Annotated in this window: 13 protein-coding genes and 1 pseudogene; 5 read left to right on the top strand and 9 right to left on the bottom strand. The window is 72.4% G+C overall.

Annotation, left to right across the window (positions count from 1 at the left end; genetic code table 11):
- Position 1: 1 nt before the first annotated feature.
- From mraY to Cco03nite_RS01090, 8 genes and pseudogenes are all read right to left on the bottom strand, one after another.
- Entirely contained in the window at positions 2-1,111 is a 1,110-nt protein-coding gene (gene mraY / locus Cco03nite_RS01125; RefSeq protein ID WP_203687977.1) for a phospho-N-acetylmuramoyl-pentapeptide-transferase, read from the bottom strand.
- The gene (locus Cco03nite_RS01120; protein WP_203687976.1) at positions 1,108-2,532 is read right to left on the bottom strand and encodes a UDP-N-acetylmuramoyl-tripeptide--D-alanyl-D-alanine ligase; all 1,425 of its coding nucleotides are present in this window, start codon (positions 2,530-2,532) and stop codon (positions 1,108-1,110) included. Before Cco03nite_RS01120 ends, mraY begins: the two co-directional genes overlap by 4 nt.
- Positions 2,533-2,612: 80 nt before the next feature.
- Positions 2,613-4,217, bottom strand: a pseudogene (locus Cco03nite_RS01115) (UDP-N-acetylmuramoyl-L-alanyl-D-glutamate--2,6-diaminopimelate ligase); the annotation flags it as partial.
- 37 nt (positions 4,218-4,254) lie between these two features.
- Entirely contained in the window at positions 4,255-6,489 is a 2,235-nt protein-coding gene (locus Cco03nite_RS01110; protein WP_239167020.1) for a peptidoglycan D,D-transpeptidase FtsI family protein, read from the bottom strand.
- Positions 6,490-6,635: 146 nt separating this feature from the next.
- A complete protein-coding gene (gene ftsL, locus Cco03nite_RS01105) occupies positions 6,636-7,052 on the bottom strand; it encodes a cell division protein FtsL (protein WP_239167019.1) in 417 nt (138 codons plus the stop codon).
- Between the two features lie 171 nt (positions 7,053-7,223).
- Complete coding sequence (gene rsmH / locus Cco03nite_RS01100) at positions 7,224-8,255, bottom strand: 16S rRNA (cytosine(1402)-N(4))-methyltransferase RsmH (RefSeq protein ID WP_203687973.1); 1,032 nt, start codon at positions 8,253-8,255, stop codon at positions 7,224-7,226.
- Positions 8,256-8,454: 199 nt separating this feature from the next.
- Entirely contained in the window at positions 8,455-8,886 is a 432-nt protein-coding gene (gene mraZ, locus Cco03nite_RS01095) for a division/cell wall cluster transcriptional repressor MraZ (RefSeq protein ID WP_203687972.1), read from the bottom strand.
- A 398-nt stretch (positions 8,887-9,284) separates the two neighbouring features.
- Positions 9,285-9,560: a hypothetical protein gene (locus Cco03nite_RS01090; protein ID WP_203687971.1), complete on the bottom strand. Its 276-nt coding sequence runs from the start codon at positions 9,558-9,560 to the stop codon at positions 9,285-9,287.
- A 215-nt stretch (positions 9,561-9,775) separates the two neighbouring features.
- Between Cco03nite_RS01090 and Cco03nite_RS01085 the strand changes: the two genes are divergently transcribed.
- The 4 genes from Cco03nite_RS01085 (at position 9,776) to Cco03nite_RS01070 (ending at position 13,458) form a co-directional block, all read left to right on the top strand.
- Positions 9,776-11,020 (top strand): Mur ligase family protein, encoded by a 1,245-nt coding sequence (locus tag Cco03nite_RS01085; protein ID WP_203688054.1) that lies wholly within the window; start codon positions 9,776-9,778, stop codon positions 11,018-11,020.
- Positions 11,013-11,720, top strand: coding sequence for a type 1 glutamine amidotransferase (locus tag Cco03nite_RS01080; RefSeq protein ID WP_373314198.1), 708 nt, complete (start codon positions 11,013-11,015; stop codon positions 11,718-11,720). The genes Cco03nite_RS01085 and Cco03nite_RS01080 overlap by 8 nt, the downstream gene beginning before the upstream one ends.
- A complete protein-coding gene (locus Cco03nite_RS01075; protein WP_239167018.1) occupies positions 11,717-12,442 on the top strand; it encodes a TVP38/TMEM64 family protein in 726 nt (241 codons plus the stop codon). The genes Cco03nite_RS01080 and Cco03nite_RS01075 overlap by 4 nt, the downstream gene beginning before the upstream one ends.
- A gap of 86 nt (positions 12,443-12,528) precedes the next feature.
- Positions 12,529-13,458 carry a DUF559 domain-containing protein gene (locus tag Cco03nite_RS01070; RefSeq protein ID WP_239167017.1) on the top strand — a complete coding sequence of 310 codons (930 nt, stop codon included), beginning with the start codon at positions 12,529-12,531 and terminating at the stop codon, positions 13,456-13,458.
- Between the two features lie 410 nt (positions 13,459-13,868).
- Here Cco03nite_RS01070 and leuS read toward each other — a convergent pair whose 3' ends face one another.
- A complete protein-coding gene (gene leuS / locus Cco03nite_RS01065; protein WP_203687970.1) occupies positions 13,869-16,682 on the bottom strand; it encodes a leucine--tRNA ligase in 2,814 nt (937 codons plus the stop codon).
- Between the two features lie 583 nt (positions 16,683-17,265).
- On the opposite strand from leuS, the gene Cco03nite_RS01060 reads away from it, so the two are divergent.
- On the top strand, positions 17,266-18,276 hold the full coding sequence (locus Cco03nite_RS01060; RefSeq protein WP_203688051.1) for an AAA family ATPase: 1,011 nt from the start codon (positions 17,266-17,268) through the stop codon (positions 18,274-18,276).
- Positions 18,277-18,279: the final 3 nt, after the last annotated feature.

Here is an 18,279-nt window from a genome sequence, read left to right as displayed (position 1 = left end):
GTCACCCCATCACGCGCAGGAAGTCGCTGTAGAAGATGCCCAGGCCGATCGCCACGCCGATGCCGCCGACGATCCAGAACCGGACGACGATGTTGACCTCGCTCCAGCCTGCCAACTCGAAGTGGTGCTGCAGCGGCGACATGCGGAAGACACGTTTGCCGGTGGTCCGGAACGAGATCACCTGGATCACCACCGACATCGTGATGATCACGAACAGGCCGCCGATGATGGGCAGCAGCAGCAGGGTGCGCGTCGACATGGCCAGACCCGCGATGAGGCCGCCCAGCGCGAGCGCACCGGTGTCGCCCATGAAGATGCGCGCCGGCGAGGTGTTCCACCACAGGAAGCCGACCAGCGCGCCGGCCGCCGCGGCGGCGATCATCGCCACTTCCAGCGGGTCGCGTACCGCGTAGCAGTAGTTGGTGGGGTTCGACGCGTAGCCGGAGGTGTCGGCGCACCAGTGCTGGTACTGCCAGGCCGCGATGAAGCTGTACGCCCCGATCACCATCACCGAGGTGCCGGTGGCCAGGCCGTCCAGGCCGTCGGTCAGGTTCACGCCGTTGGTCGCGCCGAGCACGACGAACACGAACAGCACGATCGCGGCGACCTTGCCGATGTCCAGCCAGTCGATGTCGCGGATGAACGAGATCTTCGTGGAGCCGACCGTCTCGGTGTTCGAGCCCGGGTCGCTCAGCGCGATGATGCCGAAGGCCGCGCCGACCAGCAGCTGGCCCAGCAGCTTGCCGCGCTTGTTCAGGCCGCCGCTGTTGCGCCGGCGCACCTTCAGGAAGTCGTCGATGAAGCCGACCGCGCCGGAGAACACGAACAGGCCCAGCAGCACCAGGGCGGTGATGGTCGGCGTGATCTGGGCGATCTGCTTCTCGGGCAGGGTGGTCAGGCTCAGGTGAGCCACCACGTAGGCGATGACCGTGGCGAAGATGAACACCACGCCGCCCATCGTGGGCGTGCCCTTCTTACCCAGGTGGGCCTGCGGTCCGTCGGTGCGGATGGGCTGGCCCGCCTTGAGCCGGGTGAAGGCTTTGATGGCAATGGGGGTGCCGAAGAGGGATACCGCGAACGCCACCAGGATCGCGACGATGATGGATCTCATCGGTGGCCGTCTCCGTCACTCGCGCCCGCGAGGGCGCGCGTCTCGCGCAGTGCGTCCACCACGTCCCAGGTTCGGTAGCGCGAACCCTTCACCAGTACGACGTCTGCGGACCGCAGCCGCTCCCGCAGCACGCCGATCGCCGCGGACTGATCGCTGACCAGCACCGACTCACCTTCCCAATGCCGCACCGAGGCCGCGCCGTCGAGGATCGGCGCGGCTGACTCGCCCACCACGATCAGCAGGCCGACGCCGAGCGTAGCCGCCAGCGCTCCCACCTCCGCGTGGCCGTCACGCTCCGCCGGACCCAGCTCGGCGTGGTAGCCGAGCACCGCCACGGTGCGCCGCCCGGCCTGACCTGCGCCACCCATGGTGTGCAGCGCGCGCAGCGCCGCCGCCGTCGAGGCCGGATTCGCGTTGTACGAGTCGTCGATGACCGTGACACCGTCGGCACGGTCGAAAACATCCATCCTTCGGGTCGAGACCGCGCGCAACCGGGCCAGCGCCGCGGGCAGTTCGGCCCACGGCATGCCGCAGCGCAGCGCCACGGCCGCGGCCAGCAGCGTGTTGCCCACCTGGTGCGCGCCCGTCACGCCCAACTCCACCCGCGCGGACTCGCCACCTCGCACCACGGTGTACGAGGCACGCCCGCGCCCGTCCAGCACCACGTCCACGGCCCGCAGGTCCGCCACCTCCGCCTGGCCCACCAGCACCGACGGCGCGGCGGTGACGCCCGCCATCGCGGCCACCCGGGGGTCGTCGGCGTTGAGCACGGCCAGCCCGTCCACGGGCAGCGCCTGCACGATCTCGGACTTGGCCAGGGCGATGCCCTCGACCGACCCGAACTCGCCGATGTGCGCCACCCCGACGTTGACCACCACGCCGATGTGCGGCGGGGCGATCTCGCAGAGGTCCTTGATGTGCCCGATGCCGCGCGCGCCCATCTCCAGCACCAGGAAGCGGGTGCCGGCGTCGGCCTTCAGGGCGGTGTACGGCAGCCCGAGCTCGTTGTTGAACGTGCCCGGCGGGGCCACGGTCGGGCCCAGCCCGCTCAGCAGGCCGCCGATGAGGTCCTTGGTGGTGGTCTTGCCCGACGAGCCGGTGATCGCCACGACGGTGGTGTCGAGGCGGTCCAGCACGGCGCGGGCCAGCCTGGCCATCGCGGCCAGCGGGTCGGCGACCACGATCGTCGGCAGCTCGGCCACCGCGCGGGTGCCGAGCACCGCCACCGCGCCGGCGGCCGCGGCGGCCGGGGCGAAGTCGTGCCCGTCGGCCTTCTCCCCCGCGAACGCGACGAACAGGCCGCCGGTGCCGAGCTTGCGGGAGTCGAACTCCACGGTGCCGGTCACCCGCGCCTGCGGGTCGCCGCCGTGCAGCGTGCCGTCGACCGCGGCGGCGATCTCGGCCAGGGTCAGCGGGATCATCGGGCCTCCTCCTGCTCGGCGGTCCGGTCGGCCGGGTGCTGCTCTGCCGCCGGGGCGTGTTCGGTGGCGCCGCCGGCCGGCGCGACGGCGGTCTCGGAGCCGAAGCGCGCGGTCAGCGCGGCCGCCAGCTCGATCCGGTCGTCGAAGGGCAGGACCTTGCCCTGGATCTCCTGGCCGGTCTCGTGGCCCTTGCCGAGCAGCGCGATGACGTCGCCGTCCTTGGCCCGCTCCACCGCCTCGGCGATCGCGGCACGGCGGCCGCCGATCTCGACGACCTCGGCCGCGAAGCCCGCGGTGCCCGCGAGCACGCCCTGCCGCACCAGCGCCGGGTCCTCGGTGCGCGGGTTGTCGTCGGTGACGATGAGCAGGTCGGAGCCCTGCGCCCCGGCCGCGCCCATGAGCGGGCGCTTGCCGGTGTCCCGGTCGCCGCCCGCGCCCAGCACGCAGATCAGCCGGCCGCCCCGGACGTCGGCCAGCGAGCGCAGCGCCAGCAGCGCGGCCTCGATCGCGCCGACCTTGTGGGCGTAGTCGACCACACCGACCACCGGGCCGGGCGCGTCGACCTGCTCCAGCCGGCCGGGCACGCCCGGGCAGGCCGCGACGCCGTCGGCGGCGGTGCGCGGGTCGACCCCGACCGCGGTCAGGCAGGCCAGTGCCAGCAGCGCGTTGGCCACGTTGTGGCGGCCGGGCAGCCGGACCGCGGCGGGCACCGGGCCGGCCGGGCCGATCGCGGTGAAGTGCTGGCCGAAGCCCTGCTCGACGACGTCCGCGGCGCGCCAGGTGGCGGCGGGGTCGCCGAGGGCGGAGTACGTGACGGTGGCCGGGCGGCGCAGCGGCAGCAGCGCCGCGTCGTCGAGGTTGAGCACCTCGACCCGGCACCGCCCGTCGAACAGCCGCGCCTTGGCCTCGAAGTAGTCCGCGGAGTCGGGGTGGAAGTCCAGGTGGTCGGAGCCGAAGTTGGTGTAGCCGCCGACCGCGAAGCGCACCCCGCCGACGCGGCCCAGCTTCAGCGCGTGGCTGGACACCTCCATCACCACCGCGGTGACGCCGCTCTCCCGGGCCACCGCGAACAGGGCGTGCAGCTCGGACGCCTCGGGGGTGGTGCGCACGCTCTGCACGGTGAGGTCGCCGAGGCGGGTCTCCACGGTGCCGATCAGGCCGGTGACGTGGCCGGCCGCGCGCAGCCCGGCCTCCACGAGATAGGCGGTGCTGGTCTTGCCCGCGGTGCCGGTCAGCCCGATGACGGTCAGCGCGGCGCTGGGCGAGCCGTAGACGGCGTCGGCGACCGGCCCCAGGGCCTCGCGGGCGTCCGCGACGACGAGCACCGGCGCCCCGGCCGCGAGCGCGGGCGCCAGGGCCGGGTGGGCCGCTCCGGCGGCATCGGTCAGCACCGCGACCGCTCCGGCGGCCAGCGCCTGGGGCACGAACTCGGCGCCGTGCCGGCGGGAGCCGGTCAGCGCCGCGTACAGGTCCCCGGGCCGCACCTGGTCCCCGGCGTGGGTGACGCCGGTCACCTGGACCTCGGCCGTGGCCGCGGGCCCGCCTGCCGGAGCCGCGGCCCCGACGAGGCTCGCGAGCGTGGCGAGACTGACCGGCGCCACGTGGGCGGGCCGCAGCGGTGCGGTGGAGCTGAGTTTCCCGGGCACGGCGCTAGACCTTACCCGCTGGCCCATGACGCATCGCACACCTGTGCCCGCTGTGTCTGACATCTAGTGACAAGGATCAGTAATGCGTCACGAAACTGGGCGACTTGACCGTGCTCGGAAGCACTTTGAAGTGCCGCAGCGTGAACGCCATGATGTCGCGGAACGCCGGGCCCGCCACCTTGCCGCCCGCGCCGACGCCCGGCGTCTTGACGAACACGGCGACGACGTACCGCGGGTTCTCCGCCGGGGCCATGCCGATGAACGAGCCGACCTCGCCCTTGACGTACTTGCCGTTGAGGACCTGCGAGCCGGTGCCGGTCTTGCCGGAGATGCGGTATCCGGCCAGCGCCGCCGAGCGGCCGGTGGCCTGGTCGACGGTGGTGACCGCCTCCATGATCTCGCGCAGGGCGGCCGCGTTCTCGGCGCTGATGACCCGGTGCGACTTCGGCGGGGCGGGTTCGGTCACCTTGCCGTCGGGCGCGATGGTCTGCCTGATCAGGTGCGGCTGCACCCAGGTGCCGTCGTTGGCGATCGCCGCGTACGCCGCCGCCATCTGCAGCGGCGTCACCGCCATCTCGTGGCCGATCGGGATCGAGCCGTGCGAGGTGCCGCTCCAGTCCTCGGGTGCCTGGAGCTGGCCCGACGACTCGCCGGGCACCCCGATCCCGGTGGGCTGGCCGAGCCCGAACAGCTTCTGGTACTCGTACAGCTTCTGCGCGCCCAGCTTGTCGGCGATCTTGATGGTGGCCACGTTCGAGGAGAACGCCATCAGGCCCGGCAGCGTGATCTTGGTGCCCTCGGGGAACTGGTGCGTGTCCCAGTAGACCTGGTCGCCCTTCTTGATCGAGGGACCGATCTTCACCGTCGAGTCGGGCTCGACCACACCCTCCTGCAGCGCCGCCGACAGCACGATGGCCTTGTGCACCGAGCCGGGGTCGACCACCACCGAGGTGGCGTTGTCGGCCAGCGCCTCCGGCTTGGCCGCGCCCGGGTTCGCCGGGTTGAACGTCGGGTACGTGGCCTGCGCGACCACCTCCCCGGTGCGGGCGTCGAGCACCACCGCGGCGCCCCAGACCGCCTTCACCTTCTGCATGCTCTCGAACAGGATGTGCTGCGCCTGCCACTGCACGTCCCGGTCGATGGTGAGCATCAGCGAGCTGCCCGGCTGCGCCACGGTCTCCCGGCGGTAGCCGCCCGGGATGGGCTTGTTCAGGTCGCCGTTGCCCGTCTCGTACTGCAGCTCCCCGTTGCGCCCCCGCAGCAGCTGGTCGTAGCGCGCCTCGATGCCGGCCAGGCCGTTGAGGTCGGTGCCGGTGAATCCGATGAGGTTCGCCGCGAGGTCCTCGCCGGGCATGTCGCGGCGCTCGTCGCGCTTGACGATGACGCCCGGCAGGTTCAGGGCGCGCACCTTCTCGGCGTCCGCCACGCTCAGCCCGCGCAGCAGCCAGCGGAACCGGATCGGCGCGCCGCTGACCTCCTGCTTACCTTTCTGCAGCAGCGGCTCCAGCTCCGAAGGGGCCTTGCCCAGCAGCGGCGCGAGCACGACGGCCGTCGTCCGGGGGTCCTTGACCAGCTCCGGGTCGACCGCCACGAAGCGGGCCTCGACGCTCTTGGCCAGCACCTCGCCGGTGCGGTCGTAGATGGCGCCGCGCGCCGCGGGCAGCACGATCTTGTCGAGCCGGTCCTCCAGCCCCTGCGCGGCGAACGCGGGCGCGTCGGCCAGCTGGAACTGCACCAGCCGCACCCCGATCGCGGCGAACAGCAGCAGCGCCACCGCGGTCGCCAGGCGAAGGCGGCGGCGCGGCTCGCCCATCTTCGGCGGGTCGGGCGGCGGGGCGACCGGGCGCTGCCGCCGGTCCTGCGGGCGGCCCCGCCCGGCCGGGAGCCGGTCGCCGCGGCGCGGCTCGCGGGCGCGGGCGGCCTGCGTACGCCCGATGAACTCACGGTCCGCGCGGACCGCGGGACGGCCGCGGCCCGCGGCGGCCGTACGGCGGCGCGGAGCCTCCTCGACGTCGAAGTCCCCGCCGTCGGCGTCGTCGGCCCGGCGCGGCCGGCGGGCCGACGGGGCCCCGGTGACCCGGCCCAGGCGCTGCGGCGGGCGGCCCTCCTCGGCCCGTCCGCCGCGCACCATGCGCAGCTCGGCCCGGCGGCGCTGGAGCTCGGCCTCGGCCTGCGGATCCGGCTCGGAACCCGCGAAGGAGCCGCCGTCTCGGGTGGTGCGCCCGCGCGGGGTGAAGGCACGCGCGTCGCCGATACCGCCGCGGCGGTTGCGCCCCCGGTCCTCCGGCTCGTCGGTGTCGCGTCGCGCCATCGTCGCCCTCTCCCGTCGCCTACAGCCGGTTCCTTACACAGGCAGGCGCGGCACGGCTCCGTGGGAACCGTGCCGCGGTGCCGGCGGCCGGTCCTGGTGGCCCGCCCGGACGGGCCACCAAAAACCGCGCGCCGGCTTCCTGACGTTCACTGGCTGGTGATGCTCGGCTTGCCCGTGGCCGGCTGCGGCACCCCGATGATCTTGCCGTCGGGGAGCCGGATGAAGGCGGGCGCGCCCGCCGGCACCAGGCCCAGCCGCTTGGCCGCCGCCTCCAGGCGACCCGGCGACTCCGCCTCCGTGATCTCCTGGGTGATCTGCTGCTCGCGCAGGTCGAGTTGCGCCTGCTGCTTCTTCAGATCGGTCAGCTGGATGCCGCTCTCTGCGATCTTGGTGTTGAGCACCAGGATGCCGAGCACCCCGGCGACCACGACCAGCACGATGAGCAGCACGAACGGCGTTCGCGGCGCCGCCACCGGCATCGGCGGAGCCAGCCGCAGCCGCGGTCGCCGTGCCTCCGGCGACGCCACGACCTCCGGCTGCACCGCCAGCGCGGCACTGCCCACCGTCCGGTAACGGTCCCCGGAACGGCCTTCCTCTCGCGCCTTCGCATTCAGGTTCGCGGCCCGACCCCCCGGTCGCGACGCCTCCTGCGACGGCGTTGTGCTGCGGCGCGATGCCCGCAGCGGTGTCACGTTCATCCCTACCCCCTTTGCTCGCAGCCTGTCGGTCCCCGGTCAGGGACCTCTGTCGTGCGGAGCCCGCTGGCCGGTCGTGCCCGGTCGGGATCCTGGTTCCTGTTCGATCAGTTGCGCGGCCCGCAGGCGCACCGACGCCGCCCGCGGATTGCGGGCCACTTCCACGTCCGACGCCATCTCGGCCCCGCCCCTGGTCAGCAGGCGCAGCGTCGGCCCGGTGCCCGGCAGTTCGACCGGCAGATCCACCGGTCCGGTGCTGCGGGCGCGGGCCGCGAAGGCCTGCTTGGTGATCCGGTCCTCGAGTGAGTGGTACGACAGCACCACCACCCGTCCGCCGGGCGCCAGCACGTCGATCGCTGCGGGCAGCGCACGCTCCCACGTGGACAGCTCGCCGTTGACCTCGATGCGCAGCGCTTGGAACGTCCGCTTGGCCGGATGTCCCCCGGTACGCCGGGCCGGTGCCGGGATCGAGTCCCGCACCAGCTCGGCCAGCAGGGCCGATGACGTGATCGGCGCCTTGGCACGCTCGCGAATGATCGCCGCCGCGATCCTGGACGCGAACTTCTCCTCCCCGTAGACCCGCAGGATCCGGGTCAGGTCCGGGTGGGAGTAGCTGTTGACGATCTCCTGGGCGGTGATGCCCGTGGTCTGGTCCATGCGCATGTCGAGCGGCGCGTCCTGCGCGTAGGCGAAGCCGCGGTCGGCCTCGTCCAGCTGCAGCGACGACACGCCGAGGTCGAACAGGATCCCGTCGACCTGCTCCAGCCCGAGCTTCGGCAGCACCTGCGGCAGCTCGTCGTACACCGCGTGCACCAGGTGCACCCGGTCGCCGAACCGCTCCAGCCGGCGCGCCGAGTGCGCCAGCGCCTCGGTGTCGCGGTCGAGCCCGACGAGGATGGTCTCCGGGTGCGCCAGCAGCACGGCTTCGGCGTGGCCGCCGAGCCCGGTGGTGCCGTCGACGTAGACCGTGCGGCCGCCGGGTGCGCGTCCGGGCCGGTCCAGGGCGGGGGCCAGCAACTCCAGGCATCGATCAAGCAGAACCGGCACGTGTACGCCACGTGGCTCCACCATCTCGACCCCCCTGTTTTCGCTGTGCCTCGTCGTACCGCCAGATCCCCAACCGCTTCCCCGTTCCCACCCTCGTCGCGGCCGAGAGTGAGAGCGATGCGCCTGGCGTCGGGGAAGTGACGCCAGGTGCCGGAGCGGGTGGAGATCTCGCGGTACGACTGCCGAGCCCGGCCTGCCATGAACGCGTGCCGGACCCCCGTCCTCACAGACCGCCGGGCAGCACCCCCTCCTCGATGTCGGCGAACTCGTCCTCGTTCGCCTCGAGGTAGGCGTCCCACGCCAGCCTGTCCCAGACCTCGACCCGGGTGCTGGCGCCGATGACCACGAGGTCACGGTCCAGTCCCGCGTACTCCCGCAGGTGGCCCGGGATGGTGACCCGGCCCTGCTTGTCGGGGATCTCGTCGTGCGCGCTGGCGAAGAAGACCCGGCTGTAGGCGCGGGCCGCCTTGTGCGTCATCGGAGCCTCGGCCAACTGGCCCGCGATGCGCTGGAACTCCGGCGTCGGGAAGACGTAGAGACAGCGTTCCTGCCCTTTGGTGATCACGACACCTCCTGCCAGCTCGTCACGGAACCGAGCGGGCAGGATCAGCCGGCCCTTGTCGTCGAGCCGGGGAGTATGGGTGCCCAGGAACATCGGCCCCCACCCCCTCCAGCACCGACACCGACGCCGTCTCGTTTCGCGGACGAGCCGGCGTGCGTTGCCCCCGGGGCCGGCGGACCATCCGGCCCGCCATTGCGCCCCACTTTACTCCACTTCCCTCCACGGTCAATGCGGATTCAGCCTTCCGGGTGCCGATTCGCTCCACATAGGCGCAGCTCATGGCCGTAAACGAGCGGTGGAGGGCGGCGCGCCGCGTTACCAAGGTCATCTTTTTGACACCCGGTGTAGGCGCAGAAAAATGCACCCTCCGTCTCCGCGCCATCACCCGGAGGTGGTAACGCGGTGACAGAGGGTGCTTGACAGCTCTCTCTTGGTACTACTCAGTTATATGGCCGTCGATCGGTGGAGCGCCGTCGCGATCGGGCCGCGGCTCACGCGCCGGCGTCGTCCGCTTCGGCGTCGTCGCCGTCCTCTTCGGCACGGGCGCCCGGCGCGTCGGCCTCGGCGTCGGCCTGCGGATCCTCGCCGGACGGGCGACGCTGGTCGCGCCGGGACGCCCCGTCGGGCTGAGCCGACGCGCTGGCGGAGGTCTTGGCGGTGGTCGGGGCGGGTTTGGCGGCGGGAGCGCCGAGCAGGCTGACCGCGGCTATACCGGCGCCCAGGCCCAGCAGCAGACGGGCCGGGCGCCGCTCGGGGAGTTCGAGCACAGCGATGTCCTTCCAGGGGTTGCGGCCCACCACTGTGCCAAGTGCTCGCCACCCGGCACGTGGTGCGCATTCGCGCACGGCCGCTGTATCGTTTTACCCTTTCAGACCCGATTCGCGCAATACGCTGGGAAAACAGGAAGCCGGGCAGTGGTTCACGCCACAGGCCTGACGCCGTCCGGGAGTCAGGTAGCCTCTCCGGCGTGACGGAGAAGAAGCTGCCGCTGCGGGCCTCGCTCGCGGCATCGGTCTCGCGCACCGCCGCGGCGCTGTCGCGCGCCACCGGCCGGGGCGACGGGTCGGTCATCGGCGGACGACTAGGCATGATGATCGACCCCGACCTGCTCGCCCACCTGGCGGCCGGGCGGCGGATAGCCCTGGTCTCCGGCACCAACGGCAAGACCACCACCACGCGGTTCACCGCGGCGGCGGTCGGCGTGCTCGGCGAGGTCGCGACGAACTCGTTCGGCGCGAACATGCCCACCGGTCACACCTCCGCCCTGGCCCGCGCCGGCGCCACGCCGTACGCCGTGCTGGAGGTCGACGAGCACTACCTCGCGCAGGTGCTCCGGGCCACCACGCCACTGGTCGTGGCGCTGCTCAACCTGTCCCGCGACCAGCTCGACCGGGCCAAGGAGGTGGCGATGATGGCGCAGCTGTGGCGCGACGCCCTCACCGACCACCCCGACGTGCACGTCGTCGCCAACGCCGACGACCCCATGGTCGTGTACGCGGCCGCCGCGCACGCCGCTGCGGGCGAGGGCCGGGTCACCTGGTTCTCCGCCGGCCAGCGCTGGCGCGAGGACGCCCACGTCTGCCCGGCCTGCGGCGCGCACATCGAGCGCGACGAGACCGACGAGGATGCCTGGCGCTGCGCCAACGGCGACCTGGCCCGCCCCGTCCCGCAGTGGACCGTCGACGAGTCCGGCGTGATCGACCCCGGCGGCGTACGCCACGAGGTCAAACTGCAGCTGCCCGGCAAGGTCAACGTCGGCAACGCGGCGACCGCGCTGGCCGTGGCGCACCGGTTCGGGGTCTCCCCCGCCGACGCCGCGCCCAAGCTCGGCGAGGTCGCCAGCGTGGCCGGCCGCTACGCCCAGGTCGACCGGGACGGGCGCAACATCCGCCTGCTGCTGGCCAAGAACCCGGCCAGCTGGCTGGAGGCCTTCGACATGGCCGAGGAGCAGCCCACCCTGCTGTCGATCAACGCGCGGGACCCCGACGGCTTCGACACCAGCTGGCTGTTCGACGTCGACTTCGCCCCGCTGCGCGGCCGCCAGGTCCTCATCACCGGCGACCGGGCCTACGACCTCGCGGTCCGGCTGCAGGTCAACGACGTCGCCTTCACCCACGTGAAGACATTCGCCGAGGCTGTCGCGGCGGTGCCGCCCGGCCGTCTCGAAGTGATCGCGAACTACACCGCGTTCCAGGACATCCGAGCGGAGTTGGATCGAGTTGTCTAGCGCACTCCAGATCGTCTGGGTCTACCCCGACCTGCTGTCCACGTACGGCGACCGCGGCAACATGCTGATCCTGGCGCACCGCGCCAAGCTGCGCGGCATCCCCGTCGACACCCTCGAGGTGCGCTCCGACCAGGCCCTGCCCTACGGCGACATCTACCTCATCGGCGGCGGCGAGGACGGCCCGCAGGCCCTGGCCGCCCAGCGCCTGGCCGCCGACCGCGGCCTGCACCGCGCCGTCGACCGCCGCGCGGTGGTGTTCGCCGTCTGCGCCGGATACCAGCTGCTCGGCAACAGCTTCTACGCCAAGGGCGCCAAGTGCGACGGCCTCGGCCTGCTCGACCTGCACTCCGACCGCGGCCCCACCCGCGCCGTCGGCGAGCTGGCCGGCGACATCGACCCGGCGCTGGGCCTGCCCATGCTCACCGGCTTCGAGAACCACGGCGGCCGCACCCACCTCGGCCCCGGCGTCAAGCCGCTGGCCAAGGTACGCGCCGGCATCGGCAACGACGGCGAGCACGAGGGCGCCTGGTCCGGCACCGTCATCGGCACGTACTCGCACGGCCCCGCGCTGTCGCGCAACCCGGCCCTGGCCGACCTGCTGCTGCGCTGGGCCACCGGCGAGGAGAACCTCGGCGCGGCCGACGACACCTGGCACACCCGCCTGCGCAGCGAGCGCCTCGGCGCCGTGGGACTCGTGTGACCGCGGCACCCGAGGTCACCGCCGCGACAGCCACGGAGGAGCCGGTCCCGATCGAGGCCCGCGGGCGCGGTGCGGCGACGCACTGGCCGCGGCTGGTCGCGCTCGGGGTGCTGGTCACGGGTGCGGGCTTCGCGGCGTGGAAGCTGCCGCTGGAGCAGCTGCCGACCTGGGTCGACCAGCTGGGTCCGGCCGCGCCCGCGGTCGCGGTGCTGGTCTGCGCGGTGCTGCTGTGCGCGCTGGTGCCGCGTACCGCCATCTCGTTGGGTTGTGGCGCGCTGTTCGGCGCGGTCGGCGGGGCCGTCTGGTCGCTCACCGCGGCGCTGCTGGCCGCGACCGTGACCTACGCCGCCGGGCGCTGGGCCGGGCGTGACTTCGTCGCCGCGCACGCCGGCCACCGGCTAGCCCGGCTCGACCGCTGGCTGGCCCGGCGCGGCCTGCTCGCCGTGATCGTGGTCCGGCTGCAGCCGATCGCCCCGTTCGGCCTGGTCGGGTACGCGTACGGGACCAGCTCGGTGCGTTTCCGCCACTACCTGCTCGGCACCGCGCTCGGCGGCCTGCCGTCCTCGTTCAGCTACGCCACCATCGGCGCGGCCGCGATCGCGCCGCACTCGCTGAGCTGGCTGACCTTCATCCCGGCCGCGACCGGCATCCTGATCAGCGCCGCCGCCGCCCTGCACTGGCGCCACCAGTCCCGCTCGACGGCCCGCCCGGCCACCGCCTGACCCGTTCCTCGGACGCCGCGCGCTGCTTCGGCGGCGTCCGGCGCTCCAGAAAACAATCTTTTTTGGACGGTCTAGGCTCGGCGGACGTGCGAGAACTGCCCCGCGACGACGCGTCAGACCTCGACTTCCTGCGCTTCCGCCAGCACGATGTGCTGAGCCGGGACCAGGCACTCGCCCATTTCACCGACGCCGCTATCCGGCACCGGGTCGCCTCGGGACGCCGGCAGCGACCTCGCCGAGGCGTGTACGTGCTGCAGGCGGCACCAGGCGACGACGAGCAGCGGCGCTGGATCGCCGTCCTCGCCGGGCCGCCCGGCACGGTGACCGCGGGGCGCACCGCGCTGACCCAACTCGGCCTGCGCGGCTTCGCTGTACCCGCGATCCACCTGCTCATGCCCTCCGCCGCCCGCGACCGCGACACGCCGCACGACGTGCTCGTGCACCGCACCCGCCTGCTCGACCCGGCGGACGTGCACGACCTCGGCAGCCCGCCGTGCACCATGCCCGCCCGCTCGGTCGTCGACGCCGCGCAGTGGGCGCGCTCCGACGACGAGGCCCGCGCGATCGTCGCGGCCACCGTGCAGCAGCGCCTGGTCGGGGCTGCCGAGGTGCGGGCCGTGCTCGCACGGATGAGCAGCGTGCGACGGCGGCCGGTGATAGTCCAGGCGGTCAACGACGCCGCAGGCGGAGCCGGGTCGCTGCCGGAGGCGCAGTTCCTGGCCCTGTGCCGCCGCGGCGGCCTGCCCCGGCCGAAGCTCCGGGTCAGCCGCCGTGATACCGACGGGCGGCAGCGCTACCTGGACGCCCTCTTCGAAGGGTATGGCGTGCATGCCGAGATCGACGGTGCGCAGCATCTCGACGTGCGCGGGTACTGGGCCGACATGCGGCGGCAGAACGCCCTGTGGGTGAGCGGCGAGCGGGTGTTGCGCTTCCCAGCCTGGGCCGTCCGCAACAAGCCGGACGAAGTACTCGAAACCGTCCGCTCCGCGCTGCGCGCCGCGGGCTGGCCCGGCTGATGATCCGTTTTTGTGGACGCTGGACGTCGTTATAGCAACGTCCAGCGTCCACAAAAACAGATCTTGCGTCCTGAGGCGGCCTGCAGATGGCGCGTAACGCGCATATCGACCAGGCGCTGAGCCGAAACGACGAGGCCGACCCAGTCCCGCCGCCGCGCCACCGCAGCAGGCCCCCGGCAGGCGACCCGAAGACCGCCCACGGGCCGACCGCAGGATGACCGCGGCTGGCCGCGGGCTGGCCCAGCACCGGTCGGTGGGCCTGCCACAGGCCGACCGTGGGCCGGCCGCAGGCTGCCTACGAGCGTTGAGCCGCGGCCGTCCCATGCCAAACCGCAGCTCACAACGGCCGCCATGTTAAGAAGGGCACCTTCTATAACGCGGAGCGTTAAGAAGGTGCCCTTCCTTTGAAGCTAGGCGACGATGCTGACCAGGCGGCCGGGGATGACGATGACCTTCTTCGGGTCCTTGCCGGCCAGGGAGTCGGTGACCGCGGCCAGCGCCGCGGCGCGGACCTCGTCCTCGGCCGCGTCGGCGGCGACCTCGACCCGCCCGCGCACCTTCCCGTTGACCTGCACCGGGTACGTGACCAGGTCGGCGGTCAGCAGCGCCGGGTCCGCGACCGGGAAGTCGGCGAAGGTCAGCGACCCCTGGTGCCCCAGCTTGGACCACAGCTCCTCGGCGATGTGCGGGGCGACCGGGGCCAGCATCAGCACCAGCGGCTCGGCGATCTCGCGCGGGGTCGCGCCGGCCTTGGTCACCGCGTTGGTCAGCTCGATCAGCTTCGCGATCGCGGTGTTGAAGCGCAGCGCGGCCATGTCCTCGCGGACCCCGGCGATGGTGCGGTGCAGCAGCCGGCGCAGGTCGTCCGAGGCCGGGGTGTCGACGACGGTGACCGCGCCGGTCGCCTCGTCGATGACGGTGCGCCAGACCCGCTGCAGGAAGCGGTACGAGCCGACGACCGCGCGGGTGTCCCAGGGGCGGGACACCTCCAGCGGGCCCATGGACATCTCGTACACGCGGAAGGTGTCCGCGCCGTACCGCTCGACCATCTCGTCGGGCGTGACGACGTTCTTCAGCGACTTGCCCATCTTGCCGTACTCGCGGTTGACCTTCTCGCCGTTCCAGGTGTAGACAGTCGGCTGCTCCTCGGCGACCTCCTCGGCCGGCACGTACGCGCCCCGGTCGTCGGTGTACGCGTACGCCTGGATGTAGCCCTGGTTGAACAGGCGGTGGTACGGCTCGAAGCTGGACACGTGGCCCAGGTCGAACAGCACCTTGTGCCAGAACCGGGCGTACAGCAGGTGCAGCACGGCGTGTTCGACGCCGCCGACGTACAGGTCGACGCCGCCGGAGTCGCCCGCCGACTGCGGCCCGACCCAGTAGGCCTCGTTGGCGGGGTCGACGAAGGCCGAGCCGTTGGTCGGGTCCAGGTAGCGCAGCTGGTACCAGCAGGAGCCGGCCCACTGCGGCATGGTGTTGGTCTCGCGGATGTAGGTCTTCGGGCCGTCGCCCAGGTCCAGCTCGACCTCGACCCACTCCTTGTTGCGCGACAGCGGCGTCTCCGGCGAGGAGGACGCGTCGTCGGGCTCGAAGGTCTTCGGCGAGAAGTCGGCGACCTCGGGCAGCTCCAGCGGCAGCATCGACTCGGGCAGCGCGATGGCCTGGCCGTCGGTGCCGTACACGATCGGGAACGGCTCGCCCCAGTAGCGCTGGCGGCTGAACAGCCAGTCGCGCAGCCGGTACGTGGTCGCGCCCTGGCCGTGGCCCTCGGCCTCCAGCCAGGCGATGATCTTCGCCTTGGCGTCGGCGATGCCCAGGCCGTCCAGCATGCCGGAGTTGATCGCCGGGCCCTCGCCGGTGAACGCCTTGCCGTCGAAGCCCTCGGTGGGCTGCACGGTGCGGATGATGGGCAGCTCGAAGACCTCGGCGAACTCCCAGTCGCGCTCGTCCTGGCCGGGCACCGCCATGATCGCGCCGGTGCCGTAGCCGGCCAGCACGTAGTCGGCGATGAACACCGGCACGCGTGCGCCGTTGACGGGGTTGATCGCGTACGCCCCGGTGAAGACGCCGGTCTTGACCTTGGCGTCGGCCTGGCGCTCGACGTCGGTCTTCGCCGCGGCCTGGGCGCGGTAGGCGGCGACCGCCGCGGCGGGGGTGTCGTGCCCGCCGGTCCACACCTCGTGGGTACCCTCGGGCCAGGTCGCGGGCACGATGCCGTCGACCAGCTCGTGCTCGGGCGCGACGACCATGTAGGTCGCGCCGTACACGGTGTCGGGGCGGGTGGTGAAGACGCGGACGACCTCCGCGCTGCCCTCGACCGGGAAGGCGATGTGCGCGCCGGTGGAGCGGCCGATCCAGTTGCGCTGCATGGCCTTGATCGGGTCGGGCCAGTCCAGCGTGTCCAGGTCGTCGATCAGGCGGTCGCCGTACGCGGTGATGCGCATCATCCACTGCTTCAGGTTGCGCTTGAAGACCGGGAAGTTGCCGCGCTCGCTGCGCCCGTCGGAGGTGACCTCCTCGTTGGCCAGCACGGTGCCCAGGCCGGGGCACCAGTTCACCGGGGCCTCGGAGACGTACGCCAGGCGGTGCTCGTTGATGATCGCGCGGCGCTCGGTGGCGGACTTGCCCGCCCAGGTCGGGTCCTCGGCGGCGAACTTCTCGATCAGCTCGCCGATCGGGCGCGCCTTGCCCTGCTCGGCGTCGTACCAGGAGTTGAAGACCTGCAGGAAGATCCACTGGGTCCAGCGGTAGAACTCGACGTCGGTGGTGGCCACCGAGCGCCGGTCGTCGTGGCCCAGGCCCAGCATGCGCAGCTGGGCGCGGTAGCGCTCGACGTTGCGCTCGGTGGTGATGCGCGGGTGGGTGCCGGTCTGCACCGCGTACTGCTCGGCGGGCAGGCCGAACGAGTCGAAGCCCATCGTGTGCAGCACGTTGAAGCCCGCCATGCGCTGGAAGCGGGCGAACACGTCGGTGCCGATGAAGCCCAGCGGGTGGCCCACGTGCAGGCCCGCGCCGGACGGGTACGGGAACATGTCCAGCACGAACTGCTTGGGCGCGCCCGAGCGCGGGTGCGCGGCGTCGGCCAGCGGGCCGGCCGGGTTGGGCGCGTGGAAGGTGCCGTGCTCCTGCCAGTAGTCCTGCCAGTGCGCCTCGATGGCGTTCGCGGACGCGGCGGTGTAGCGGTACGGGGGGATGTCGGCCGGGGTCTCGGCGTGCTCGCTCATGTCCAGGTCCTCACGAGTCAGATCAAGATCAAAGTCATCGGGCGGTACGCGAACGCGTCAGCGCGTCGCGGAGTGCGGCTCCGTGCCCGTCATCGGGCATAAAAAAGCCCCTCACGCAGGAGGGGTCGCCGTGCTCACGCGCGCTCTGTCGCGTCAGCACGGCTCTCTAAGGAGCGCCAGGGCCCAAGCCATGCCCGCATGATACCCCTGAGCGTGTAATCGCTGCATCTCGCATGCCGCGCACACCGGCTGATCCCGGCGCGTCGCACCGCGACCAGATCCCGTATCGCTGCCCGCCATTGCCGCAAGCGCCGCACCTACGGAACACTGCGGACAAGGCTCTCACTCCCGAACGAGCCTGGCGCTCGGGGCGGCCGTCCGGCCCGGCGCCCCGCCGGTACTTGCACAGCGAAGCAACCTCCCCGACGGAGGTCGGCGTCCTGTCGGGGCGCAGGTGATCAGAATGGTGGGAGGCCGGGGTGAGCGCAGGAAGCGCCCGTCCCACGGGGGCCGTGCCCCGCAGTTGCGAACTACAGGAGGACATGTGACCACGCAACGCAGTGGGGGCGAACTCACCGACCCCATGACGGTCGACGAGTTCCGTGCCACGACCAACGCCATCGTGGCCAACATCGAGCAGGTCATCGAGGGCAAGACCGCCACCGTGCGGCTCGCCCTGGCTGTACTGCTGGCCGAGGGCCACCTGCTCATCGAGGACGTCCCCGGCGTGGGCAAGACGAAGCTGGCCAAGGCGCTGGCGCGGTCCATCGACTGCTCCGTGCGCCGCATCCAGTTCACCCCCGACCTGCTGCCCAGCGACGTCACCGGCGTCAGTGTCTACAACCAGGAGACCCGCGACTTCGAGTTCAAGCCGGGCGCGGTCTTCGCCAACCTGGTGGTCGGCGACGAGATCAACCGGGCCTCGCCGAAGACCCAGTCGGCGCTGCTGGAGTGCATGGAGGAGCACCAGGTCACCGTGGACGGCGTGACGTACGCCATGGAGATCCCGTTCATGGTGGTCGCGACGCAGAACCCGATCGAGATGGAGGGCACGTACCCGCTGCCCGAGGCCCAGCGCGACCGGTTCACCGCCCGCATCGCGATGGGCTACCCGGACGCCGCGGCCGAGTACGCCATGCTCGACGGCTACCACTCGCACGACCCGCTCGAAGACCTGACCGCGGTCGTCGACGGCGGCACCGTGCGCCGGCTCATCGCCACGGTGCGCAGCGTGCACGTCGCCGAGGCGGTCAAGCGTTACGCCGTCGAGCTGGTCACCGCCACCCGTGAGGCCCCCGAGCTGCGCCTGGGCGCGTCCCCGCGGTCCACGCTGCAGCTGCTGCGCACGGCCAAGGCCGTCGCGGCGCTGGACGGCCGCGACTACGTCGTGCCCGACGACCTGCAGACGCTGGCCGTGCCGGTGCTCGCCCACCGCGTCATCCCCACCGCCGACGCCCAGCTGGCCCGGCGCACCACCGACGCGATCCTGTCCGAGCTCGTGCACCGCCTGCCGGTGCCGCACGACCGCGGGCGCTCCCCCTACGACACCCGCCCGGCGACGCCGCCCAACTCCTTCTACGACCGGCGGGGCTGACCC

Origin of the sequence: Catellatospora coxensis (assembly GCF_016862635.1) — a bacterium.
GTDB classification, from domain to species: Bacteria; Actinomycetota; Actinomycetes; order Mycobacteriales; family Micromonosporaceae; genus Catellatospora; species Catellatospora coxensis.
Note: the sequence above shows the minus strand (reverse complement) of the source record. Positions and strands in the feature narration are given on the sequence as shown.